The 24,749-nt window shown below is 35.3% G+C and carries 31 protein-coding genes; 4 read left to right on the top strand and 27 right to left on the bottom strand.

Annotated elements, in window-relative coordinates:
- Positions 1-15: 15 nt before the first annotated feature.
- From ahrC to DES48_RS00785, 22 genes are all read right to left on the bottom strand, one after another.
- On the bottom strand, positions 16-465 hold the full coding sequence (gene ahrC, locus DES48_RS00890; RefSeq protein WP_079708546.1) for a transcriptional regulator AhrC/ArgR: 450 nt from the start codon (positions 463-465) through the stop codon (positions 16-18).
- Between the two features lie 80 nt (positions 466-545).
- Entirely contained in the window at positions 546-1,373 is an 828-nt protein-coding gene (locus DES48_RS00885) for a TlyA family RNA methyltransferase (RefSeq protein WP_113866082.1), read from the bottom strand.
- Between the two features lies 1 nt (position 1,374).
- A complete protein-coding gene (locus DES48_RS00880; RefSeq protein ID WP_079708544.1) occupies positions 1,375-1,980 on the bottom strand; it encodes a hypothetical protein in 606 nt (201 codons plus the stop codon).
- Positions 1,981-2,690: 710 nt separating this feature from the next.
- A complete protein-coding gene (locus tag DES48_RS00875; protein ID WP_079708543.1) occupies positions 2,691-3,575 on the bottom strand; it encodes a polyprenyl synthetase family protein in 885 nt (294 codons plus the stop codon).
- Positions 3,576-3,806 (bottom strand): exodeoxyribonuclease VII small subunit, encoded by a 231-nt coding sequence (locus tag DES48_RS00870; protein ID WP_113866080.1) that lies wholly within the window; start codon positions 3,804-3,806, stop codon positions 3,576-3,578.
- Positions 3,803-5,152, bottom strand: coding sequence for an exodeoxyribonuclease VII large subunit (xseA, locus tag DES48_RS00865; RefSeq protein ID WP_113866078.1), 1,350 nt, complete (start codon positions 5,150-5,152; stop codon positions 3,803-3,805). The genes DES48_RS00870 and xseA overlap by 4 nt, the downstream gene beginning before the upstream one ends.
- Positions 5,153-5,161: 9 nt before the next feature.
- Positions 5,162-6,019, bottom strand: coding sequence for a bifunctional methylenetetrahydrofolate dehydrogenase/methenyltetrahydrofolate cyclohydrolase FolD (gene folD / locus DES48_RS00860; RefSeq protein WP_113866076.1), 858 nt, complete (start codon positions 6,017-6,019; stop codon positions 5,162-5,164).
- Positions 6,020-6,031: 12 nt separating this feature from the next.
- Positions 6,032-6,415 carry a transcription antitermination factor NusB gene (gene nusB, locus DES48_RS00855; RefSeq protein ID WP_079708539.1) on the bottom strand — a complete coding sequence of 128 codons (384 nt, stop codon included), beginning with the start codon at positions 6,413-6,415 and terminating at the stop codon, positions 6,032-6,034.
- A gap of 173 nt (positions 6,416-6,588) precedes the next feature.
- Positions 6,589-6,984, bottom strand: coding sequence for an Asp23/Gls24 family envelope stress response protein (locus DES48_RS00850; RefSeq protein WP_113866073.1), 396 nt, complete (start codon positions 6,982-6,984; stop codon positions 6,589-6,591).
- Positions 6,985-7,024: 40 nt separating this feature from the next.
- Positions 7,025-8,386, bottom strand: coding sequence for an acetyl-CoA carboxylase biotin carboxylase subunit (gene accC / locus DES48_RS00845; RefSeq protein ID WP_113866071.1), 1,362 nt, complete (start codon positions 8,384-8,386; stop codon positions 7,025-7,027).
- Between the two features lie 11 nt (positions 8,387-8,397).
- Positions 8,398-8,883 carry an acetyl-CoA carboxylase biotin carboxyl carrier protein gene (gene accB, locus DES48_RS00840; protein WP_079708536.1) on the bottom strand — a complete coding sequence of 162 codons (486 nt, stop codon included), beginning with the start codon at positions 8,881-8,883 and terminating at the stop codon, positions 8,398-8,400.
- Positions 8,884-9,158: 275 nt separating this feature from the next.
- Positions 9,159-9,734, bottom strand: a complete 576-nt coding sequence (locus DES48_RS00835) for a SpoIIIAH-like family protein (RefSeq protein ID WP_113866069.1) — start codon at positions 9,732-9,734, stop codon at positions 9,159-9,161.
- The gene (spoIIIAG, locus tag DES48_RS00830) at positions 9,734-10,384 is read right to left on the bottom strand and encodes a stage III sporulation protein AG (RefSeq protein WP_113866067.1); all 651 of its coding nucleotides are present in this window, start codon (positions 10,382-10,384) and stop codon (positions 9,734-9,736) included. Before spoIIIAG ends, DES48_RS00835 begins: the two co-directional genes overlap by 1 nt.
- Positions 10,384-11,001 carry a stage III sporulation protein AF gene (spoIIIAF, locus tag DES48_RS00825; protein WP_079708533.1) on the bottom strand — a complete coding sequence of 206 codons (618 nt, stop codon included), beginning with the start codon at positions 10,999-11,001 and terminating at the stop codon, positions 10,384-10,386. Before spoIIIAF ends, spoIIIAG begins: the two co-directional genes overlap by 1 nt.
- A gap of 20 nt (positions 11,002-11,021) precedes the next feature.
- On the bottom strand, positions 11,022-12,215 hold the full coding sequence (gene spoIIIAE / locus DES48_RS00820; RefSeq protein WP_113866065.1) for a stage III sporulation protein AE: 1,194 nt from the start codon (positions 12,213-12,215) through the stop codon (positions 11,022-11,024).
- Positions 12,216-12,236: 21 nt separating this feature from the next.
- Entirely contained in the window at positions 12,237-12,626 is a 390-nt protein-coding gene (spoIIIAD, locus tag DES48_RS00815) for a stage III sporulation protein AD (RefSeq protein WP_079708531.1), read from the bottom strand.
- 6 nt (positions 12,627-12,632) lie between these two features.
- Complete coding sequence (gene spoIIIAC / locus DES48_RS00810; RefSeq protein WP_079708530.1) at positions 12,633-12,839, bottom strand: stage III sporulation protein AC; 207 nt, start codon at positions 12,837-12,839, stop codon at positions 12,633-12,635.
- Between the two features lie 14 nt (positions 12,840-12,853).
- Positions 12,854-13,336: a stage III sporulation protein SpoIIIAB gene (gene spoIIIAB / locus DES48_RS00805; protein WP_245911249.1), complete on the bottom strand. Its 483-nt coding sequence runs from the start codon at positions 13,334-13,336 to the stop codon at positions 12,854-12,856.
- A complete protein-coding gene (gene spoIIIAA, locus DES48_RS00800) occupies positions 13,272-14,288 on the bottom strand; it encodes a stage III sporulation protein AA (protein WP_245911269.1) in 1,017 nt (338 codons plus the stop codon). The genes spoIIIAB and spoIIIAA overlap by 65 nt, the downstream gene beginning before the upstream one ends.
- A 208-nt stretch (positions 14,289-14,496) precedes the next feature.
- On the bottom strand, positions 14,497-15,054 hold the full coding sequence (efp, locus tag DES48_RS00795) for an elongation factor P (RefSeq protein WP_079708527.1): 558 nt from the start codon (positions 15,052-15,054) through the stop codon (positions 14,497-14,499).
- 57 nt (positions 15,055-15,111) lie between these two features.
- Complete coding sequence (locus DES48_RS00790; RefSeq protein ID WP_113866063.1) at positions 15,112-16,173, bottom strand: M24 family metallopeptidase; 1,062 nt, start codon at positions 16,171-16,173, stop codon at positions 15,112-15,114.
- Between the two features lie 101 nt (positions 16,174-16,274).
- Positions 16,275-16,772: a YqhR family membrane protein gene (locus DES48_RS00785; protein WP_079708525.1), complete on the bottom strand. Its 498-nt coding sequence runs from the start codon at positions 16,770-16,772 to the stop codon at positions 16,275-16,277.
- Between the two features lie 192 nt (positions 16,773-16,964).
- On the opposite strand from DES48_RS00785, the gene DES48_RS00780 reads away from it, so the two are divergent.
- Entirely contained in the window at positions 16,965-17,333 is a 369-nt protein-coding gene (locus DES48_RS00780) for an SA1362 family protein (RefSeq protein WP_079708524.1), read from the top strand.
- Positions 17,334-17,343: 10 nt separating this feature from the next.
- On the opposite strand, the gene DES48_RS00775 is transcribed toward DES48_RS00780, so the two are convergent.
- The 3 genes from DES48_RS00775 to mntR all read right to left on the bottom strand — a co-directional run bounded on the left by DES48_RS00775 (position 17,344) and on the right by mntR (position 20,612).
- Positions 17,344-18,234, bottom strand: coding sequence for a patatin-like phospholipase family protein (locus tag DES48_RS00775; RefSeq protein ID WP_113866061.1), 891 nt, complete (start codon positions 18,232-18,234; stop codon positions 17,344-17,346).
- 58 nt (positions 18,235-18,292) lie between these two features.
- Positions 18,293-20,002, bottom strand: coding sequence for a DNA-binding protein (locus tag DES48_RS00770; RefSeq protein ID WP_113866059.1), 1,710 nt, complete (start codon positions 20,000-20,002; stop codon positions 18,293-18,295).
- A 187-nt stretch (positions 20,003-20,189) separates the two neighbouring features.
- Positions 20,190-20,612, bottom strand: a complete 423-nt coding sequence (mntR, locus tag DES48_RS00765) for a transcriptional regulator MntR (protein ID WP_113866057.1) — start codon at positions 20,610-20,612, stop codon at positions 20,190-20,192.
- Positions 20,613-20,830: 218 nt separating this feature from the next.
- Here mntR and DES48_RS00760 point away from each other — a divergent pair, with 218 nt between their 5' ends.
- The 3 genes from DES48_RS00760 (at position 20,831) to DES48_RS00750 (ending at position 23,967) form a co-directional block, all read left to right on the top strand.
- Entirely contained in the window at positions 20,831-21,229 is a 399-nt protein-coding gene (locus tag DES48_RS00760) for a rhodanese-like domain-containing protein (RefSeq protein ID WP_079708520.1), read from the top strand.
- A gap of 292 nt (positions 21,230-21,521) precedes the next feature.
- Positions 21,522-23,189 (top strand): DEAD/DEAH box helicase, encoded by a 1,668-nt coding sequence (locus DES48_RS00755; protein ID WP_113866055.1) that lies wholly within the window; start codon positions 21,522-21,524, stop codon positions 23,187-23,189.
- A complete protein-coding gene (locus tag DES48_RS00750) occupies positions 23,167-23,967 on the top strand; it encodes a YqhG family protein (RefSeq protein WP_113866053.1) in 801 nt (266 codons plus the stop codon). Before DES48_RS00755 ends, DES48_RS00750 begins: the two co-directional genes overlap by 23 nt.
- A 6-nt stretch (positions 23,968-23,973) precedes the next feature.
- Here the strand turns inward: DES48_RS00750 and DES48_RS00745 are convergent, their stop codons facing one another.
- On the bottom strand, positions 23,974-24,180 hold the full coding sequence (locus DES48_RS00745) for a YqzE family protein (protein WP_079708517.1): 207 nt from the start codon (positions 24,178-24,180) through the stop codon (positions 23,974-23,976).
- 29 nt (positions 24,181-24,209) lie between these two features.
- Positions 24,210-24,713 (bottom strand): shikimate kinase, encoded by a 504-nt coding sequence (locus DES48_RS00740; protein WP_113866051.1) that lies wholly within the window; start codon positions 24,711-24,713, stop codon positions 24,210-24,212.
- Positions 24,714-24,749 lie beyond the last annotated feature (36 nt).

The following is a 24,749-nucleotide window of genomic DNA, read 5'->3' as shown; positions in this document are numbered from 1 at the left end:
TTAGAATTTACTTAACTATAACATCTCTAAAAAACGATTTTTTATCTCTTCAGAATGAGCTGCAGTTTTACAAATAATAAGTATTGTATCATCACCACATATCGTTCCAAGAATTTCTTCCCAATCAAGGTTGTCAATTAAAGCACCAATCGCATTCGCATTACCTGGCAAAGTTTTTAATACTAAGAAATTGTCAGCTTCCTCCACTCGGATAAATGCATCTCGCATCAAACGCTTGAGCTTTTCAAGAGGATTAAAACGCTGATCAGCAGGCAAGCTGTACTTATAACGACCATCCGTCATAGGGACTTTTACTAAATGGAGCTCTTTAATATCACGGGATACTGTAGCTTGTGTTACATTGTAACCTAATTCACGGAGTGTATCTACCAATTCATCTTGGGTTTCAATATCATTTTGTGTTATTAATTCACGAATTTTTATGTGACGTTGTCCCTTAGTCAATAGTCAAACCTCCTTTTCATTCTACACATACAAAAATGAGCTGTTTTTGTTTGAGATAAACAGCTCCTCACTTCTTCTGTCTAGTTATGAGCTAGGTGTGCATTTTTAATTACTTGGTTGATTTGTTCCTCTAAATCATGCGCATTAAATGCCTCGTGTTGTTCATTATTCCAAGAAAAATGAGCTAAGAATTCAATATTTCCATCTCCACCTGTTATTGGTGAAAAGGTTAAATTTTTCAATTTAAAGTTTTCTTTCGCTGCAAATGAAATAATATTTGTTACTACTTGATGATGCACACGAGCATCTCGTACAATACCTTTTTTTCCAACTTGTTCTTTGCCAGCTTCAAATTGCGGCTTAATTAGCGCAACGACTTCACTATTAGGATCTAAAATAGTTTTTAATACAGGAAGAATTAGCTTTAAAGATATAAACGACACATCGATGCTAGCAAAATTAGGTGTTTCAAATAAAAACATGTCTTTTGTTGCATATCTAAAATTTGTTCTTTCCATTACGACAACACGTGGATCATTGCGTAACTTCCAATCTAATTGATTATAACCTACATCAACAGCATAACATCTGCTTGCACCATTTTGTAAAGCGCAGTCTGTAAAACCTCCAGTAGAAGAACCAATATCTACCATCACTTTATTATTCATGTCAATTTGAAATTCTGTTAACGCCTTTTCCAATTTCAGACCGCCTCTACCTACATAAGGAATTAATTTTCCTTTCACTTCTAGAGGAATATCTGAAGTAACTTTCATGCCAGGTTTGTCCAATCGTTGTGAATCTGAAAAGACTAGACCGGCCATAATGGTTCGTTTTGCTTTTTCCCTCGTTTCAATCAATCCACGTTCTACTAATAAACTGTCTAATCTCACTTTATTTGCCATCACATTAGTTCCTTTTTTTGATACTTTTTTTCGGAGTTAAGATTCGTATACTTAACCTATTTTCGATAAACGAGATAACTTTTCCTGCAAAAAAAATAATTTTTGTCGAAGAATGGATCCCGTAGTATTTCCCAAGTGCTTTGCCACCAACAGTCAATGCGGCTACAAAACTAGTCATAATAACAGATATCGTAAGTTGAAGCGTCGAACCTTCCCCTTGCCCAAAAACATTTGCTAATTGTAATACAACAATTGCTGAGGCAGTACCACTAATAACACCAGATATATCACCGATCACATCGTTACAGAAACTAGCAAATCGATCTGCGTTACGAACGATTTGAATCGCTTCTTTGGAACCGTTTACTTTCTCTGCGGCCATTGCATGAAAAGGAACTTCATCAGCAGCTGTAGCAGCAATTCCAAGCATATCAAAGATAATTCCGATCAAAACAATTGCTAATACAATAATAAGCCCGAAGATCCACATAACTTCGCTTAAGATAGAGGACGATATGACAGAAAAAATAGCCGCTAACACAAATGTGATAACGGCAATACTTAAACTAAATTTTATCGACTTTCTTATTTGCGATTCCGATTTCGCCATTTATAGATACCTCATTGTAATTTCACTATGTAGTTGGAATGGTCATTTAAAAGGTAAAAACTACGGCTTAGGTCCAGTAGGTTTTCCCAGATACGTACCGAATGTTGCCATTCTGGCGGTTCCCCTTTAAACGCATCTTAGCTTTGTTACCAATAGCTAGACTGGATTGCCACTTAGTCCGTACTATAATCCCTTTTAAACGTCCGATGGAACAGTCTAGGAGATTTCCTCAGCAGCTCTTAACCGCTCCCTAGCCTCTTTTGCAGTGCCGATTTCAGACAGTTAAAAATGCAGTGATCAGTGGCCACCAAATCTCGCATTCACTAGTGTCATCCCCTCGGACACCACTCAAGGCAGGCTACGCTACGAATAAGATTCCCTCTCTCCTATTACGTAGGTTCATACCCCAGTCCATGGTAATTGCTTTGGCATTGACTTACCACAGAGATGGGCCTCCGCGGAAGCAGGGTCATCGCCCACATGCCTTTGTGGATCGCCCTGCAACCTTAACTCCCAGCACCAACCCAAGGCTGGGCGCCTCAAGCCGGCACAAGGAACTTCATCGATGTGCCCTTTGGCGGATTTTTAGGCCCGCCTTCAGAAACGGAGAACCGACTAGAATACTGCACCATTCCTATTATATTTTTAATAATAACATATAAGTGATTTTTTTTCAATTATCGGTTGCTTCCATTTTTTGAATTTGTGAACTATGCATCCCTTTCGCTAATGTGTGTCACAAATGATTCTAGTAGGGAAGTAGAAAGATTAGCTTTAACCAGCGCTTCTTTGGCTTTCACTAAATAGTGTTTTTTCTTTTCAATCGCACCTTCGAGTCCAAGTAGTTTTGGATAAGTGCTTTTCTTGTTGATTTCATCACTACCAATTGGTTTGCCAATAAGTTCTTGATCACCGATTACATCAAGTATGTCATCTTGAACTTGAAAAATTAAACCAAGATAATAACCATAGTCACGGAGAGCATATAACTCTTCATCATTAGCACCACCAATGTAAGCGCCAATTTCGACAGCAAACTCAAGCAGTTGTCCCGTTTTCAACTGATGGATTCGTTCCAAATGGTCTAAAGAAAGTTCCTCATCCTCTGCATGCATATCCAATGATTGACCAGCTACCATTCCTTTTGGTCCACTAGCCTCAGCTAACCGCTTCAAGATATAAACCTTTTGTTGATCCGTTAAGTGTAGATCAGACGCAATAACATCGAAACTGTACGTGAGTAATGCATCTCCAGCTAAAATAGCTGTTGCTTCATCAAACTTACGGTGATTTGTTGGTTTTCCTCTTCTTACATCATCATTGTCCATTGCTGGCAGGTCATCATGAATAAGTGAATATGTATGAATCATTTCTAGTGCTATTGCTACATTTAGTACATGTTCATCTCTACCTTGATAGGATTCACAACTTGCTATCATTAAAAGTGGACGAAGTCTTTTTCCACCAGCTTGAATGGAATAAAGCATTGATTCTTTTAAGGTTTCAGGAATAGATAATTTAGCTACCGTGTCAATTAATTTTTCTGTTATTCGTTCTTCTTTATCCTTAAAAAATGAAGTGAGTGATTGGGCCATCTACTCCTCCTCCTGGATCATAAATGGCTTGGTTTCTCCCTGCTCATTCATAATTTGTGTCATTTGTTTTTCTACATTAGCTAATTTGTCACTACAAATTTTGGAATACTTCATGCCTTCTTGATAATACTGAATAGCTTTTTCTAATGGAACGTCTCCTTCTTCAAGTTTTTCTACAATTGTTTCCAATTGTTGCATTGCTTCTTCAAAAGACAGTTCTTCTTGCGTCATTTTTTCTCCTCCTCTATACCCCACACATGACAATCCAGTGATCCATCCTTCACTTTAACAGTAATTGCATCTCCAGGTTGTACCTGTTTGGTTGATTGAATTAGTGAACCGTCTTCACGGTATGTGATAGCATAACCCCGTTTCATTGTATGAAGTGGGCTTAACACTTCTAGTTTATCTAACTGACGAATAAACTTCTGATTATACGCCGTATATAGTTGATTCATTGCTCGGCTTTGTCGATTAAATAATTGAGCCAGTTCTTTTTTAGTAGTCTGAACTTGTTTCTCAGGATGTTGGTTTTCCAAGCGTTGATTGAGTTGACTGAACGTTTTTAATAAGTTTTCTTGACTCGATAGACTAGATTTTGTTAGTCGCTCAATATTTTTGTCCAATTCCTGCTCTTTTTGGTTTAACAATTGGGCTGGATAACGAAAAGCATAGCTTTTCTTTAATCGATTCAAGTGATTTTTGGAATGATTCATTAAGTACTCTAAGCCACGTGACATCGTACGATTTAAATTGTTTAAATGTTGTTGTACATCGTCTTTAGAAGGAACGGCTACCTCAGCAGCACCAGTTGGGGTAGCCGCACGTACATCAGCAACGAAATCCGTAATTGTTACATCTGTTTCATGGCCAACCCCGGAAATAACAGGAATGATTGAATTAGCAACAGCTCGAGCAACACGTTCATCATTAAATGCCCACAACTCTTCAATCGAGCCTCCACCACGACCGACAATTAACACATCTAAAGCAAGATCATTTTTGTTGGCTAACTGAATTGCTGACGCGACAGACACAGGAGCTTGTTCGCCTTGCACAAGTGCAGGAAAAATCGTTATATCTGCAATTGGATATCTACGTTGTATCGTAGTTAAGATATCTCGAATAGCCGCCCCAGTCGGAGAAGTGACTACTCCAATATGTTTCGGATAGGTTGGTAAAGCTTTTTTTAGAGATTCACTAAATAATCCTTCATTATCTAATTTCTCTTTTAATTGCTCAAAGGCTACATAAAGAGCTCCAATACCATCTGGTTCCATTTGTTGAATGTACAACTGATAATTCCCTTGTGGTTCATAAACACCCACTTGTCCTTTGATCAATACTTGCATCCCATTTTCGGGGAGAAACTTGAGTGAACGATTGTTTCCAGCAAACATCACTGCACTAATTCGTGACCGATCATCTTTCATGGTCATATACATATGACCTCTACTGTGATGTTTGAAATTTGATATTTCCCCTTTTAACCACACTTCGGTTAAGTGATTGTCTAATTCAAATTTTCGTTTGATATATTTAGTAAGCGCACTAACCGTTAAATAGTTATCGTGCATTAGTACCATCTACCTTTTAGCATGTCTTTGTTTTGCTGCTTTAATTGTGTTATGCAACAGCATGGTGATTGTCATTGGCCCTACTCCACCGGGCACAGGAGTAAGGTAAGCAGCCTTTTGTTTTGCAGAGTCAAAATCAACATCCCCTACTAATGATCCACTGTCCGTACGATTTACACCAACATCAATCACTACTGCTCCTTCTTTAATTTGGTCACCATGGACAAATGCTTGTTTTCCAACTGCAACAATTAATATATCAGCTGTTTTTATATAATCTTCTATATTTTTGGTTCTAGAATGGCAATACGTAACCGTTGCGTTTTCATTTAGCAACAATTGTCCAACAGGTTTTCCCACAATATTACTTCGACCTAGAATGACTGCGTGCTTTCCATCAATCGAGATATTCTTAGCTTTTATCATGTGAATAATACCGTAAGGCGTACATGGGAGAAACGTTGCTTTTCCTGTCATCATTCTACCAATGTTCATCGGATGAAAGCCATCCACATCTTTTTCAGGAGTGATGGCCTCAATAACTTTTTGTTCGTCAATATGTCGAGGTAACGGTAGTTGAACAAGGATACCGTCAACTTTATTGTCGTTATTCAACTCGTCAATTCGTTGAAGTAATTCTTGTTCGGACGTTTCAGTAGGTAATGTAATCACCTCTGATTCCAATCCTAAAAAATCAGAAGCTTTTTGTTTTCCTTTCACGTATGATTGCGAGGCCGGATCTTTTCCAATTAGAATAACAGTTAGTTTTGGATGAATTCCTTTTAACTTTAACTCATCAACCAAATGTTTCATTTCTAATCGAAATTCTTCAGCTAATTGCTTTCCATAAATGATCTCTGCCGCCATATGAGCGCCCCCCTATTGAATCATTTTTGATAACACGCCATTAATGAATTTCCCAGACTTATCATCTCCGTAAACGTTAGCTAACTCCACTGCTTCGTTAATCGCTACACCATAAGGCGTTTCTAATTCATAAAACATCTCGAAAGTAGCAATGCGTAACAACGTTCGTTCTACTGTCGCTATTCGACTTAAACTCCATTTTTCTAGGTTTTTTGTTATTTTCTCATCTATTTCAGCTTTATTTTGGTGAACTCCCAAAATTAACATCGTTAAAAAATCAGACTGAACTTCTTCTTCATCTAACACGTTATTTATAGCCTCTTTCGGTTCAAAACTTTCATTATCTATAGAGAAAAGTATTTGAAAGGCCTTCTCTCTTGCATTCCTACGATTCATCTCTTCATTCTCCTTGTTTCATATGTAAACAACATATACTATAAATAGTTTTAACTCCATCATAACGAATATAAACAGAAAAAGCCATAGCTGCTTCCCAAAAGTAAATGACTATGAAGACGAAAAGACCTTGGAAGAGAGTTGTTCTCTTTCAAGGTCTTAGCAAACTAGCTCTAAACTTCTTCATCTATCTCATCTTTTGCATCCATTTTCATGGCAACAACATGTACATTGATCTCTTGAATTTCCAAAGCTGTCATGTTTTTCAAAGCTTGCCTGATATTCTCTTGCACTTTTTCTGCAATTGCAGGAATACTAACACCATAATCTAAAACAACAAACACATCAATAGCAACACCAGTGTCTGCTAATTCAACTTTAATTCCTTTTCCATGTGCTTTTTTACCAAATCGTTCAACCACTCCAGATGCAAAATTACCACGAGTAGATGATACTCCAGCCACTTCATTTGTTGCAATACCAGCAATTACTTCAATAACTACAGGTGCGATCTCAACTTTTCCTAAATTTACATCTTCACTTACATTGAGAACTGTGTGATCACTCATTAAGGTTCACTCCTTTTAGAGTTTTTTTAACCATGGAAATTTAATTTTTTTCTTCTTCTATTATAGTATATTTCTCCAAAAATTTCGTATTAAAATCTCCACTATTAAATACTTCATGCTCCATCATCTGATAATGAAATGGAATAGTGGTTGCAATTCCTTCTACCATAAATTCACTTAACGCTCTTTTCATTCGATTAATGGCTTCTTTTCTCGTTGATCCATGAACGATTAATTTAGCAATCATCGAATCATAATAAGGCGGAATACTATATCCAGAATATGCTGCAGAATCTACACGAACACCTAAACCACCAGGAGGTAAGTACATATCAATTTTTCCAGGAGAAGGCATAAAATTCTTCCATGGGTTTTCTGCATTTATACGACATTCTATTGCCCAACCCTTAAAAGTTACGTCTTCTTGAGCTAGTGAAAGTGTTTCATTGTTCGCCACATTAATTTGTTCTTTAATTAAATCTACACCCGTGACCATCTCTGTAACAGGATGCTCCACTTGAATTCGAGTATTCATTTCCATAAAATAAAAGGCATTTTCTGCTTTATCAAAGATAAATTCAATTGTTCCTGCGCCAGAATAGTTGACAGCTTTTGCTGCTTTTACCGCAGCAGCGCCCATTTCTTCACGAATAGATGGGTTAATAGCTGGGGATGGTGTTTCTTCAATCAACTTCTGCATTCGGCGTTGAATCGAACAATCTCTTTCTCCCAAATGAATCACATTACCATGATTATCTGCTAACACCTGAATTTCCACATGAGAGAAATCTTCAATGAATTTCTCTACATATACACCCGGGTTACCAAAAGCTTGCTCTGCTTCTTGCTGGGTGACACGTAAACCTTTCAAAAGCTCTTCTTCTGTGCGAGCAATTCGGATTCCTTTACCCCCACCACCAGCAGTCGCTTTGATAATAACAGGATAACCAATTTCTTCTGCGATAGACATCGCTTTTTCTTCACTTTCGATAATTCCTTCCGAACCTGGAACAATTGGTACGCCTGCTTGTTTCATGGTCTCTCTGGCAACATCTTTCGTGCCCATTTTTTGAATCGCATAAGCGCTAGGTCCAACAAAAGTAATATTACACTTGGTACAAATTTCTGCAAAATCAGCATTTTCTGATAAAAATCCATATCCTGGATGTATTGCGTCAACTCCAGTAGAAGTCGCCACGCTCATAATATTGGTAAAATTTAAATAACTATCTTTACTAAAACGCGGTCCAACACAATATGCTTCATCAGCCATTTGAACATGTAAGGCATCACGATCAGCTTCAGAATATATAGCTACTGTTTCGATCTCCAACTCTTTACACGCACGAATGATTCGAACAGCAATTTCACCACGATTAGCTACTAAAATTTTGGAAATCATGTTCTCTCTCCTTACTTCGTCTTAACTCGATATAACGGTTGACCGTATTCCACAAGCTCGCCATTTTCAACTAAAATCTCGACAATTTCTCCGGAAACTTCAGCTTCAATTTCATTAAACAATTTCATTGCTTCTACAATACACACCACAGTATCCTCACTTACTTGATCGCCAACAGAAACAAATGCTTCCGTATCTGGTGATGAAGAGCTGTAGAATGTACCAACCATAGGTGATGTGATTTCGTAATCACCATTTGATGTATTAGCTGTATCTTCTTTTTGTTCCGCTGAAGAAGTGTACGTCTCAACCGGAGCCGATACATGCTCGTGTGTAGGAGATTGATTTGGAGCAACTACCTGTGGAGCAGGAACAGCTTGCTGTGCTCCTTGTTTTTTAAGTTCAATTTTCGCACCATCTGCTTCATATGTAAATTCATTTATTGATGATGCATCTAACGTTTTAATTAAAGATTGTATGTCTTCGATTTTCAACATAACAAACACCCCTTTTACTATTAAGTAATTAAATATTTAAGAACAGGTACTAATAATACCTCTTAACATTTTACGCAAACCCAGCTCAATCTGCAACTATTCATTTTTCCAACACTTCTATAGTTATTTATTATTATCATAACATGAAACCTATATTAGCGAAAAATTTAACTTCATCTCAGTTGACTTTAATAAAATGAAAAAGGCTACCGCCAATGAAAGAGCGAAAGCCTTTTTGATAGAATTATGTTAATAAAATAGTTAAAATAATTAAGCTAGTTGCTCGGTTGAAATTTAACTTCTACATTCTTGTTGCCAAATTCATCATAGATCGTTTGCATAATATTGTTAGCTTCACTATCTGAAAGTTCATCTGCTTTCACCGTAACAATAACATCTTCATCCTCAGTGCGAACAAGTACATCCTGATAACCTTTATCAGCTTTTAACGTTTCTTCAACAATTAATTCTTTAGAGGAAAGCTGATCAATTTGTTCCATTTCATCATAAGCTTCATTCTTCTCTTCAGTAGACGTAGCGCTAGAAGCAACAATTTCCTCTAACTGTTCCATTCGAACACTTCTTGATTCTTCTACATCCATTCGAATCGTTGTGAATAAGTCATCTGTTTCACTTGCTGTGCCCTCCGTGGTGTCTGTGACAATATCTGTACCTTCTGTCACTGTGTCTTCTGTGGAACCATCTACATTTCCTGTAGTAGTTTCCTCTTCGGTCAAATCATCATTAATAAACGCCAAATCGCCATTCGCATTCTGATTCATATAATACACACTCAAAACGATCATCAAACTTAGCATTGTTAACAGCCATACGGTTTGTTTTTTTAACATTAGGATTCCTCCCCTTTATTTTTTGGCATTACGGAAATGCGATGAACTGGTACATCGAGTACACGAGACACTGCCTCTGTGACCCACTGTTCGATTTCTAAATTGTTAACGCCTTGTGCAACTACAAGTACCCCTCTTACTTCTGGCCGCTTGGTTTGAATTAATAATGGCACCTCTTCCTCTCCTTGCCGAACAATGACCACTTGTTTTTCTTCCGAAGTATCTTCTATCTTTCTTTCTCCCCCGTTTTGGTCCGTTTCTTCTGTTGTTTGCGTCCCGACAATTAAATTTTTCTCATACACTTGCTTCTGCGTAGCATCTAAATTGACCATTACCTCTACCCCAGACACACCATCAATCTTTTCAAGCAATGCTTGCAATTCACTTTCATACTCTTTTTCCACTTCATCGAGATTTGATGTCTTTTTTTCTTCTTGTAAAAATGTTTCTTCCCCCAAATCTTCTCTCATTTGATTCGATGAAGTTTGCGGTTTTTGTGTAGTTGTTTGACCTTGAAACATATTAGCAACCAGTAGTACCAAGATACCGATTAATCCAATAATTAGGATATAACCAACTTTTGTTGGTTTAGTTCCATCTTTTGTTTTTAACTTCAACATTGAAAAGATTTTTTTGAAAGGGTTCTCCATTATACTTCTCCCTTCTGAATAATCTCTAGTTGATCTGCATCAATTTCCCATTGATCTGCTAAGAATTGGCTAACTTCTTGTATAATATTATCTGTAATTGTTTCTTCTGTAGACGATTGATTGTTTCCGATAACCACCTCTTTAATCTCAGATTGTCCTGTATTAGGTTCTTGTAAATGTAAATACACCGTCACTGTTTTTAATGTTTCAGGTGTTATGCTTTTATCAGCGAAAAACTGCAGCTGTATGTCTGCTATTTGCACATGATATTCTTCCACCAACTCCTCTTTCACTTGATTTTTCATTTGGACAATCAGTTCTTCTACAATATATGCATCTTGAGAGGCTTGTATTTCTTTTTTCTTCGATTCTATGTTTTTTTCTAATTGTTTTTCATTGACTTCTTGGTTAAAACTATTAAAGGACTGCGAGACAACTTGATTAACATCAACATGAAAAAGTTGAAATAGTGGATGCAACAACATTAATAAAAATAATAGGGACATCACTGTATGCACATACTTTCGTAAATCTGTTTGGGGCAACAGCATTTCAAGAATTAATGTTAAAAATAAAAAGAGTATGAGTTTGGTGACCCAAGCAACTAAAAATTCCATATGTACAACCGTCCCTCCTATTACCGAAGCATTAAAGTAATATTACTCGCAGCTACAATGATGACTATCATTAAAAAAAACATGAATGAAACAGATAATAGAGCAGCAAACAAATATAAAATATGTTTACTCATAATATCTAGACATTTTAAAATTGGACCGTCCCCGAGTGGTTGCAACATCGCGACTGTCAATTTATAAATAAACGCTATAACAAATATTTTCACCGCTGGAAATAGGACAATTACAATAAGAATAACAACCCCTACGATCCCAACTGCATTTTTCAATAAAAGTGATGCACTTAACACCGTATCTGTTGCATCAGTAAAAAGTTTACCTACTACTGGAATGAAATTACCTGTTACAAACTTAGTTGTTTTCATAGCTACACCATCTTGAATTGCTGAGGTCACTCCTTGAACCGAGACAACACTTAAAAAAATAGTTAAGGCTACTCCTAAAATAGTTAAACTTGCATTTTTTAATAATTCTGCTAATTTTGTTACTTGAAATGATTCATTAAGTGTACTTACCATCTGTAAAATGATTGAGATAAAAAAAAGAGGAATAATAACATAAGAAATTAATAAAACCGTAAAATGCATACAAGAAACGATAATTGGATGAAAAAAAGCAACTGCTGTCAAACTACCAAAAGATGCCATCAATCCTAGCATTAAAGGCAAAAGGGCTAACATAAAATCCTGCATGCGTGTAACGGTTTCTGTTGTATAAGAAGCAACAATTTCAAAACTATGCATGGCCAAAATAAATAAAACTAAAATCACTACTAGGTTTGAGACGTTGCTTATCGTTTTTGATTCAAATGAATTTTGGATCATTTGAAGAACCACTGAACAAAGGGAAAGAACAATTAAAGTTCCAAGTAATTTTCCATTTGCTAGTATTTCATAGCTAAAAAAGGAAACAATTGCTTTTAGCCAATCGGTTAGTGATAAGGCGCTTTGGTTTTGCAGAAAATCACGAAAAGATACATTTTCTAATTCAGGTAAATAAGCGCCGTAATCATCTCCAACTTGTTCCCAAAATTCACTTGTCTCTTGTAGCGATATGTCATTTAATATTTGATTATTAGATTGATCGATTGCTTGTGTTTGATCACCGGTTGAAGCCAATACTTGCTGTTTAATCATCAGGCATCCACTGCAAATGATAAATAAAAAAAGTATTACTTTTAAATAGCTTTTCATTTTGGTACCCCGCCTTGTTCATTATTGCGGTAAAAAATCGATGATTGTTTCAATAACAGCAGATATAATTGGCACGGCTAATACGATAATAAATAGTTTACCTGCCAATTCAATTTTTGCTGCAATGGAAGCTAGACCTGCATCTTTTGTGATATGCGCACCAAATTCAGTAACATACGCTATACCGATAATTTGTAAAATTGTATCAAGATACATATCGTTAATGTTTGCCCGCTTACTTATAGAATGAATTAGATCAAATACGACAGCGATATAGTCGATAATAAATGAAAAAATGACAACAGATGTGAGAATAACAAGAAACAGTGCAAATGTTGGCTTTTGTTCTTTTATTAAGATAATTAATAAACTTGCAACAATCCCAATCGAGATAATTTGAACAATTATCATTATCTATTATCCTTGGAATAGAAAAACGGACTTAATTTCTTGAAAAAAATCTGAAATGCCGTTTACCACGAATAGAAGCACAATAATAAAGCCAACAATACTAGCAAATTGCGCATATTCCTCTTTTCCCATCTGTTTAAGAATAGTACTGATTAAAGCAACAATAATCCCGATTCCTGCTATTTGAAATATAATCGAAGCATCCTGATACATCGTTTAACTCCTTTCTAGATTAGAAGTAAGACGATAAATAAACCTGCTAAGAAACCAAGACTTTTCACCATCTTACTATAACGATGTTGTTCATCTAACGCATTCTCTAGTATTCGTTGTAAATGGGTTTGTGCTAATTGAATGTATTTTATTTGCTGCGTTATATCATGTTGACCCAATGTTTGTCCAAACTGTTCTAATATTTCTTTTTCTGAAACTCCTAAAGTACTATTGTTAATTAAACCTTTCACTTTTTCACTCCATACCATTGGTAAGTTAGCAATATTATTGTTTAGTTCAAGACACAATGATTCAAAAAAAGAAGCAATCGGCCGATTTGTTTGTTTAGCTACTTGGTTAAAAGCTTCTACCAATGTCGCACGACTATATACAATTTCTGCTTCAAGTATTTGCAGGGCACTTTTTAATTGTCTAATTTGCTTCGGACGATCGTTTAGGTGGGATGCGATGTGAAATCCGATCCATGTTGTCGCCACTACACATAGTAGTGCTCCAATCCATTTCATTTTTTTTATAACCTACCTTCTGGATGATGTTCTCCCCCTGGTTTGTTAATATCTCTGAAATGTCTCCTGGTTGTTTCGATTTTTGGAGAATAACAAATCGATCAAATTGTTTAGAACGAAAAAGTGGCTGAAGTGAATCTCTTTTCAAGATGTCCTGCAAGCAGTCACCATGAACACTACATATAACTTTCACTCCTGCATGCAACGCCTCTTGAATAGCCCAAACATCTTTGTCGCCTCCAATTTCATCAACAATAATTACACTTGGAGACATCGAACGAATTAGCATCATCATACCTTCTGCTTTTGGACAAGCATCTAAAACATCTGTACGCATCCCGACATTGTGTTGAGGAACTCCATTCACACAACCTGCGATTTCAGATCTTTCGTCTACAATACCAACTTTCATCGGTTCTACTTGTTTCCAGCCTGAACTAATTAACCTTGCCATGTCCCGTAATAACGTTGTTTTACCAGTTTGAGGGGGACCTATTACTAACGTATTACAATAATTCCCCTCGTATAAGTAGGTTATATATGGTGTAGCAACCCCTATTTTTGCTTTAGCGATACGAATATTAAAAAACGTGATATCTTTGATTGCTTTGACCTTTCCAGCTTCGGTATTTACTTTTCCAGCCAAACCTACGCGATGTCCGCCTTGAATAGTGACATAACCATGCTTTAATTCTTCTTCCATTCGATATAAGGAAAATTGAGAAACTTGATTCAACAAATACACCCCATCCTCTTTCGTAACAATAAATTCCGAAAGCCACTCTGTTTCTGAATTAAATACGATTTCTACTGGTTGATTTACCCTTATACGAATTTCTTGAATACTTTTCCAGCGATTTTTCAGTTTAACTTGCAAATGTTTTTTTAGCGGGGGCGAAAATAACCTTAGAATTTCTTCTATCATTTTACTCTTCCTTTTCTAGTACTCCTTTTATTATTCATTGTATGCTTGTCTATCCTTGTTATGATTAAAACAGCTGTTGTATTATAAATATTTTCATCTAAGCAAATGAAGTTAAAGGTGATAGCTTTAGCAAAACTATGTGAATAAAAAAGAGCTGTCTTTAAAAAGACAACTCTTTAGTCAAGCGATTCAAGCGATAGAAAACTTAAGCACGTGATACGTATTTGCCATCACTCGTATTTATTAGAAGTACATCCCCTTCATTAATAAAGAACGGGACTTGAACTACTAGACCTGTTTCAAGGGTAGCTGGTTTCGTACCACCGCTCGCTGTATCTCCTTTAATTCCAGGTTCCGTTTCAGTTACTTCAAGTTCAACGTTATTTGGTAAATCAACGCCGATTGTTTCACTTTGATAACTCATAATATTTACTTCCATATTTTCTTTTAGAAACTTTAATTGATATTCAATTTGGTTACCTGGCAATTCAACCTGTTCATACGTTTCCGTATCCATAAACACATGCATGTCACCTGATGCATATAAATATTGCATTTTTCGATTGTCAATATGTGCTCGGTTTACTTTTTCACCTGCACGGAAAGTTTTCTCTTGAATATTTCCGTTACGCAAATTACGTAACTTTGATCTTACAAACGCTGCACCTTTACCAGGCTTCACATGTTGAAATTCAACCACTGTCCAGATACCATTATCTACTTCAATTGTTAGACCTGTTTTAAAATCATTAACTGAAATCATAATTTATTTCCTCCCCAAACTATTGCAATACTTCTTACCATACACGTAAGTTGTGTCCTATAATATAATAAGTTCTTTTGGTGAATGATTCAAGCGTTCATTGCCATCTTCTGTGATAAGAAGGTCATCTTCAATCCTGCATCCACCAACATCTGGAATATAGATACCTGGTTCTACAGTTACAACCATGCCTTTTTCTAAGGATTGATTTGTTTTAAAAGAAAGTCCAGGACCTTCATGAACTTCTAAGCCTACGCCATGTCCAGTAGAATGTCCGAAGTAGTCGCCATATCCTTTTTCTGTAATATAATCTCTTGTTAGTGCGTCTGCTTCTTTACCAGTCATCCCTGGCTTAATGCCCTCTACCCCTCGTAGTTGCGCTTGTAATACCGTATTATAGATTTCTTTTAATTCGTTAGATATCTCGCCAACTGCGACAGTTCTAGTAATATCTGAACAATAACCATTGTATAGCGCGCCAAAGTCTAACGTAACCAACTCACCGGATTCAATTGTTTTGTCAGATGCAACACCGTGTGGTAAGGCAGAGCGATAACCTGACGCAACAATGATATCGAAACTAGATGACGTTGCCCCTTGCTTACGCATAAAAAATTCAAGTTCATTCGAGACTTCAATCTCTCGGACACCTGGCTTGATTACAGTTAGAATATGGTCAAAAGCTGCATCTGCAATTCTAGCCGCTTCTTTTAGAGTGGCTACTTCTTCCTCTGTTTTAATTAAACGAAGCTTCTCTACCAATCCAGTGGTTGGAATCCATTCTACTTCGGCTTCATTTTTGTATTGCTCATATAAAGCATATGTAAGGTCTGTTTTTTCAAAACCAACTCGTTGAACTCCCATACGGGAAAGTTGATTTGCAACTTCCTTTGTTAGTGGCTGCTTATGTTCTATAATATTATAATTAGACGCTTGTTTTGCAGCTTGTTGGGTATAGCGAAAATCTGTAATAAATAATGCTTCTTCTTTTGTGATCAATGCTACTCCAGCAGTACCTGTAAATCCAGTCATATATCTTCTGTTATACGCATTGGTAATTAATAATGCATCCAAATCATTTTCCAGTAAAGCACTTCTGATTTGCTCAATTTTCCCCATTCTATTCCTTCCTTTCTAAATCAAACACATTTCAATTTTAATGATTTCTATCAGTGTATCATAAATATGTTTATTTGTTTATTTGTTCAACTTTCTTGTTATCATATATTTTTCTTTGTAATACTATCTAAATAGTCATATGAAATAGAATATCCAATAAATATACCGTATAATAAATATAAACAGATTGTTGTCACGATTGTGTCACTATTCAATTGTTGAACTGGTTTAATGTTTGGGAAGATTGGTAGTAAGACATAAAATACAATTCCCCATAATAATAATCCAAAAATGATACTTGGCCATAGTCCGCGTGCCTTACGAAGAATAAAATAATAAACTAACGCGACAAACAATGAAATTAATCCAATAATGACAACGGATATAATTTCAGCTAGCCAACTCGAAGTCCATTTTGCATGTAACCAAGATCGAATAATAAATGATGCGGGAGAAAACACTGTGAAATTAAAATAATTCATCAACCATCCAATCGAGCTCCAAAGGATACCTCCAACAAAGCCCGTCATTAATGTTTTAAATATAATAGAAACAGGTTGTTCTCGTTTATTTTGTTCTAATTGTTGATCTGAACTCATATTTATCACCTCTATGATATAGAATGACCCAATTGATGAGAAATATGCTTTTGTTGCAATCTATATACAATAAAAATCACTTTCTAGTATATTAATTATTAAGATTGCCATACTAATGAATAAATTATAGATTGTAAAAGTGAAATTACGGGAATAAACAGAATAAACTTATGTTTAGAAAGGATGAAACATATGTTTCAAAAACGTCTACCAGCTTGGTCTTATCTTTTAATCGCTATTGCATTACTTGGATTCGGAAGCCAATTACTAACTAATACACAAACATTTTTTTCTACCATATTAATGATTCTCGGAACAATGGTACTTATATACGGCGCAATCTATTTTCTCTTCCTTCGAAAAAGAAATACGAATGAATTAAAGAAATATAAAAAAGCTGTAAAACAATCAAAGAAACGAAGAATTAGTCAATCTAGTACTACTCGTCCAACAAAGCAAGGAAAGATAAAGACGTACAAACATCGTAACCATAAAGATGCACCTTACCTACGAGTGATTGACGGTAAAAAGTCTAAAAGAAAAGATCGCGCTACGTTTTAGTAGGCGATCTTTACTTTGACCACTTTTTCAAGAAGGCTTCTGTTCTTTCTCTACCAAAAGCAACTAAATGTTTTTTTTCTTCCATCGACACATTCAATGCAGAAACTTTGACATGTGTTACTGGTAAAAACAAGATATCACCTTGGTACCTTTGTGATATATATCGATTATCATGCGCTATTCGCATGGTATTAATTAAATCTTTAGTTAAATCTAATGCATTTGTTATTTGTTTTGGCGGGATCTGATCAGCAGGAGCAGTTAACTTCATTCCCAATAGTGGTCGCACTCGTTTTGATTTTTTTTGTTCAAATAACCACAATGGAAGATTGCTTAGCACCCCTCCATCCACAATGATACTTTTTTCGTTATCACGGTTGAGCAATTTTTCTGGACGAAAAAAGTAAGGAAGACTTGCACTCATACGAATTGCCTTCGCAACAGAAAAATTCTCTGGTGACAGATGATAGATACGTTCTAAATCATCAGGGATAACAACAATTTTTCCTAATGATAGATCAGCAACAATTACTTTCAAACGATCAGCCGAAATATCGCCAAAAGTGTAGACTTGTTTTTGTCCCAACATGCTATATAGCCAATCTTCAAAGCGTTTTCCTTTATACAATCCCATAGTAAAGTACAGAGAAAGCCATTTTATTATAGGAATATATTTTTCTAACAATGAATTATCCATAAACTCCTTTAAGTCTACATCCATAAATATCTTTTGGATATCCTTATTCGAATATCCAGCCGCCAAAAAACCAGCAACTATTGCTCCCGCAGAAGACCCTGCTACCCGAACAAACTCAAAACCTTTTTCCTCTAACACTTCAAGTGCACCCATATAAGCAAATGCTTTAACACCCCCACCTGAAAATGCACCATCAATTTTCATAACATCGCTCCTCTACAGTTTATCTATAGAGGAGCGATGGTGTTTTTAGAACTATTTTTTAATTTGTAAGACCTTCAATTTCTATACTTTCTACCGACCCTGTTGCTCCATCACGAATTTTTGCTTGTAATTCAACATCATCTCCGCTAGTCATAAAAATTGCTTTGGGTTCAATAGTTGTGCTAACTGTATAAATAACTGGATCGTTTTCTAATAAGAATCGAACAATTTGAACATCGTCAGTAGACGTAACAAGCACACGATCAACCGTACCTTGCACATTTTCTGGCTGAACTTGATCACTCGCACCAACAGCACTTGGGTTTTGTTGTAAGGCAAGACGATAACTTGCTAACGCTTGACTTGCCGTTTCACCAAACACGACAAAATCAGAATCTGCTGCATTAATATAGGCATATTGTTTAAATAATCCATTTGGATCCAATACATTTACCACCCATGTTGCATTGCCATCTATATTATAAAGGATTGGCATCGAACCTTCCCAATTTTTTTCTGGGTATTCTTTGTTTACAATTTGTTTCGCACCTTCACTATCCATGATTCCATTATTCATATCGCCATTGTAATAGGTTAGTTTTCCTGTTCTTGCATTGATCATGGTGTAACCAAGTGCGGAATCAATATTCTCCTTCGGTGAAGTCATGTCCGTGAAATAATACATGTCACCACTCTCGTCAAAAATTGGTGTAACACTCTTCTCTGTGCCTGACTCATTTGGTACTCGAACATCTTTCTTACCAAACATACTATTAAACCAACCGTGCACATATTTACCAAAGTAGGTATTTTCCGTTGAAGCCAACTCAGAACTTACTGATCCATCAATAAAATCAGGTGCTTGATCCGTATCATGTAACGAAACATCTCCGGTCGCAGGATCAACTACAGCTACTTTTAATTGGTTTAAATCTGGTTTATCAGTGACATTCATCGTTAAATATAAGGTCTGTACATACCATGGTTTTCCATTTTCGTCCACTTCAATTTGTGCTGTACCACTTTGCACATACTGTGGATACTTATTGTAGATTGTACGTTGAACGTTTTTATTCAAATAGCTCGAATTTGTATATTGCATTTTTTCTGCAACAAACTCAGGTTGAGCGTTAATATTAGTAGCAGAAATCGTAAAATATCCTTCTGTTTCTTGACCACGAATGAATTTCCAGAAACCTGTAAACTCTAATGGGGCAACATAAACAATTTCATCGCCTATTTTTTGTACTTGTAGCTTCCCTAAGTCATAAAATTGTGGATTAGGGACTACACTCATTGCTTTTTGCATTTTATTTCGAGCGGATTCTGGTGCGACTGCAATTGGCGTATCTTCTTTACTTAGCGGTTCTGCCTGATCTTTCATCTCGGTATTAATTGAGTCATGTACATTGTCTAGTGTAAATAAGCTATAGATATAAATAACTGGTAAAGCTAGTACAAGTATGGTTCCTATAAACGTAACAGTTTTTATTTCTTTTGCTTTATAAACAAGTTTATTCCCTAATAAAAAATACATTAACGGTATACTGATAATACCTACGATTATATTGGACAGTATAATGTTAGGTACAATGATACTTGGCATTAAAAAGTAAATAAAAATATAAAAAATTATAAATAGGAAAACAAGTAAAAAGAAACCATGCTTGATTTGCTTGAATGATGCTTTTTGCTTTATCGCCATAAATAAAACAATAAGCAGTGTTGCAATAAATGAAAATCCTGTTGTTAGTAACGGGCCTAGCATATTTATCTTCCCCTTTAATTAAATTCTCTACTTCTAATACGGATAAAAAATAAATAAGTTTCAAAAACAGTACAGAACTTGATTGAAAGTATTAAACCATTAAAAAAACCAAATCTAACTGAATATATTCAGAAACGATTCGGTCTTTGGTTCTGTTTATTCACTTACCTTTGGTTAACTTAAAATACTATACTTCGTCAGCTTCCTTGTGTAATTGTCTTAATGACTCTATGGTCTTTGGGTGTTTTTCTAAATACTGTACAAGATCTCCAATGCGATCGATTGAATTCCAACTTAAATGATGTTCGATTCCTTCCACATCTTGATAGATATTTTCTTGATTTACTCCGATTAGTTCTAAAAATTGTTCAAGCAATTCATGACGATAAACTAAACGTTTTCCAATTTTTTTACCTTGAGGGGTTAAAATCAATCCTCTATATTTTTCATAGTTTAAGTATTCATCTTTATCTAGCTTCTGAACCATTTTTGTAACGGAGGATGGATGAACGTCAAGGGCATCAGCTATGTCTGATACTCTCGCATACCCTTTTGATTCAATTAATATATATATTTGCTCAATATAGTCTTCCATACTAGGTGTTGGCATAATAATCCTCTCCAATTCTACATCCACAAAGTTCCTTTAATAAAAGGATACAACAGTTTTCTTATTGTTACAAGCGATTACAGTAACAGAATTTTCAGCAATAAAATAGACCTTCCCAAAACTTAACTTTAAATTAGCAATTATAGAATTCTCTATTTAAATCATGTTATAATCATCATATAATATAAAAAGATTGTATGAAAAAGGGGAAGTAGATTATGACATTAGATTGGTACATCATAATAGGGATATTATTTGTGTTTATTATCTTTAGTATTTACAGATATGTGAAACAAAATAAAATTCTTAAAACGTTGAACGAGGAGGAATTCCGTCAAGGGTATCGAAAAGCTCAATTGATAGACGTGAGAGAACCGAAAGAATTTGATGGTGGCCATATTTTAGGTGCACGAAATATTCCTCTAACGCAATTAAAGCAACGAATGAATGAATTACGAAAAGATCAGCCTGTTTACCTATATTGTCAAAGTGGGACTAGAACGGGTCGTGCGGCGATGATTTTAAATAAAAATGGATACAAGGATCTTTATGAGCTAAAAGGCGGCTTCAAGAAGTGGACAGGCAAAATCAAAAAAGCAAAAAAAGCAAGTTATTAAAAGCAGACGGGTGTTTTTTTAAAACACCCGTCTGCTTTTCTGTTCGATAAACATGTTCCTTTGATCGGTTTTAATTTTCTCATTATAATGTTTGTGTCTGTATAGTACAGCTAATTTTAGGGTAGTTTATTTTTAAGTATCTTTTTAAAAAGAAGCTTTATGTATTATTACCATTTTTTAAAGCTTGTGATAATGTCTTTCTTTTTAACAACAATTAATAATTAGCTTAGTACGAATCGTTCAAGATTTTGTTTCTTTAATTTTATATTCAATCAGCATGGAGGTTGGTAAAATGAATATTGAAATACAAAGTGATCAAGACTTCTTACCAGTATTCGTAGAGAAGTTAGATCAAGATCGTTCTTTTGCAAACTGGCAGTTATTTTATTCAACCTATCAAGTAGCCGAATCAAAACAAATTAAAAATTTCCATGATTTACAAGCGCCACATTTATTACCCCATGTAAATTTCTTATCCCATCAATTAGCATGTGTTAAACAAGTGCTACATCGAATGAATGGGCGTGCAATTTTAGCAGATGAAGTTGGTCTTGGAAAAACCATTGAAGCCGGATTAATTTTAAAGGAATACATGCTTCGAGGGTTGGTAAAAAAAGCACTTTTATTAGTCCCAGCTTCCCTTGTAAACCAATGGGCAACCGAACTCACCCAAAAATTTTATTTACCCGTTGTTACCTCGCGAAAAAAACCTATTTGGGACCAAGATAATATTATGATTACATCCATTGACATGGCAAAACGAGAACCAAACCAGTCTATTATACTGGAGCAACAATATGATTTTGTGTTAGTAGATGAAGCACATAAATTGAAAAACCATAAAACGAAGAATCATCAGTTTGTTCGAGCTTTAAATAAAAAATATTTTTTATTATTAACCGCAACCCCGGTACAGAATAAGTTAAGCGATATCTTCAATTTAGTATCTTTGTTAAAACCTGGATATTTAGGAGATTATAAAACATTTTCTGAGAAATTCGGCAAACGTAACACTACACTTGAAAATGATGCCCATTTAAAACAGTTAATAAAACAAGTAATGGTACGTAATCGAAGAAAAGATACAGGATTAGAGTGGACGAATCGAAATGTAGAAACTGTACTGATTTCGTTTTCACAAGAGGAAAAAGAAGCATATCAAATGTTACAGAATATAACTGATGATTATGCTTCTTTTGCCAAAATTACTTATTTACGTGAGTTATGCTCATCGCGAGAAGCATGCTACTTATCGATAAAGAAAAACCAAGAGCAAGTTCAAAATCAAAAAAAAGATTACTTATCTTTATTAGAAAAAATTGAAACTTTACCAAATCACGCAAAAGCGATTAAAGTTGTAGAATTAATTCAATCGTTTAATAACGAAAAATGCATTATTTTCACAGAATATCGAGCAACGCAAGTTTACTTGCAGTGGTTTTTAAAACAACATGGTATCACTTCTGTCCCATTTCGTGGTGGCTTTAAAAGAGGAAAAAAAGACTGGATGAAGCAATTGTTTGAAAACCATGCACAAGTATTAATTGCTACAGAGGCGGGCGGAGAAGGGATTAACTTGCAGTTTTGCCAACATATGATAAATTATGACCTACCCTGGAATCCTATGAGACTAGAACAACGAATTGGTCGTATTCATCGTTACGGACAAACAAAAGATGTGCATATCTATAACTTTGCAATCGAACATACAATCGAAGCACATATTCTACAATTACTATACAATAAGATTGGGCTTTTCGAACGAATTATTGGAGATTTAGATGCCATATTGGCTGAACTGGATTTGTCGCATATTGATAAAGAAGTAGAGCAAATTTTCAAAGAGTCCGTTTCTGAAGGGGAAATTAAAATTAAATTAGATAATTTATCCTCTGTTATCGTTAACAATCTAGGACAAAAAGAACAGGAGAATAATTATGGGAATCGAGAATCTTCATAAGTTCCTTTATACTTTCTTTTCGGAAAATAATAGTCAAATAACAAACCAATCAAAAACCACATTAGATATTCAACTATCTCCAGAGTTAGATGAACAACTGATGAATAGACCGTTTTACTGGCAATATGTCAAAAAAATGGGATTACAGGGGGAAGCCACATCCCTACATTTAACCGTAGATCCAAACGAAGATAGCAAATATGAATTTATCCACTTCGGCAGCCCAAGACTACAAAAAATTATGGAAATATTAGCTGACAAAGGAAAATATGCTAAGCTGTATCAATCTGTCGATACAAATCAACACACACCACTGGTTCCATGGTTCGTCTTAAACGTGAAAATAAGTTACATAGGGACAGTGAAAAAAGAAATATTAAAGTCTATTGGCATTAATATGATCAATGGCGCAATGGTTAATCAAATGATTGACCATTGTAGGCACATCAACTGGGACATAAAAATTTCTGATTTTTGTTATACCTTAACGCCCTTGATTCATGTTAAACACAGTTACCAACGCATCATACAATTGATGAAAGAACACATTCAACAAGAATCGCATCAATGGGCTGTCGATGCATGGAACAAAATGAACGAAGAGAAAACACTACTTCAAGAATTTTATCAAACGGAAGATAATGACTATCAAAATCATTATCAACAAGAGTTGGCATCCATTGAAGCACTGTATCAACCTAAAATTGAATTATCCGTTGTCAATGGAGGATTGTTTTTCATCACTCAACCAACTACATTCCAAATATTAAATACATAACTGGTTTTACAAAGATCTGTTCTTTCTTTTCTTGTTTGCCCATGTTCGAATAGAAAAAGGCAGTAAGCCAAACCATTTGTTCGATAAATAAAATTGAGCTTGCTGTTTTTCCGCTTTTCGTTGCTCTCTCATTCGTTCTTTCTCTTCTTTTGTCATATCAGCATATTTCACTAATTCTTTGGTAACATATTTAACTAAATCATTTCCTGACATAAAATCAGCTCCTTTATGTCTAGGATTGCCTATTTATTTATTCTTATAAGTCTAACAATTTCATTAGCAATTTCTTTTGGGTTTTTCTCATCTGTTTGGATAACATATTTACTTGCTTGTAAGTACTTTTCCTCCCTAGCATTTAATAATGCTAATTTATCTTTCGTTTGATCGTTCCAAATTGGTCTATTTTTATCATGTTGGAGACGACGAACAATTTCTGACCAACTTGTTTTTAAGTAAATCACTTGATGGGTAGAAAGCCAATTTATATTTTGCTGACTTTCAATGATGCCCCCACCAGTTGATACAATCGTGTTTGCTGGATTTGTGTTTATTAACATTTGATGCTCATACGCTCGAAAAGTATCTTCTCCAAACGCAGCGAATATCTCTTTGATAGATAATTCATAATTAATCTCTACCATGCGGTCCGTATCTTGAACAGCAGCTCCACATCTTTTTGCGAGTTCATGAGCCACTGTTGTTTTTCCACTTCCCATAAATCCAATTAAATAAATACTCTCCATCATAAACCTCTCCAATTAGCAATTACATGTTGTACATTA

This window comes from Paraliobacillus ryukyuensis, from assembly GCF_003315295.1.
Lineage (GTDB): Bacteria > Bacillota > Bacilli > Bacillales > Amphibacillaceae > Paraliobacillus > Paraliobacillus ryukyuensis.
The sequence above is the reverse complement of the archived record's forward strand: the minus strand, read 5'-3'. Positions and strand labels throughout refer to the sequence as shown.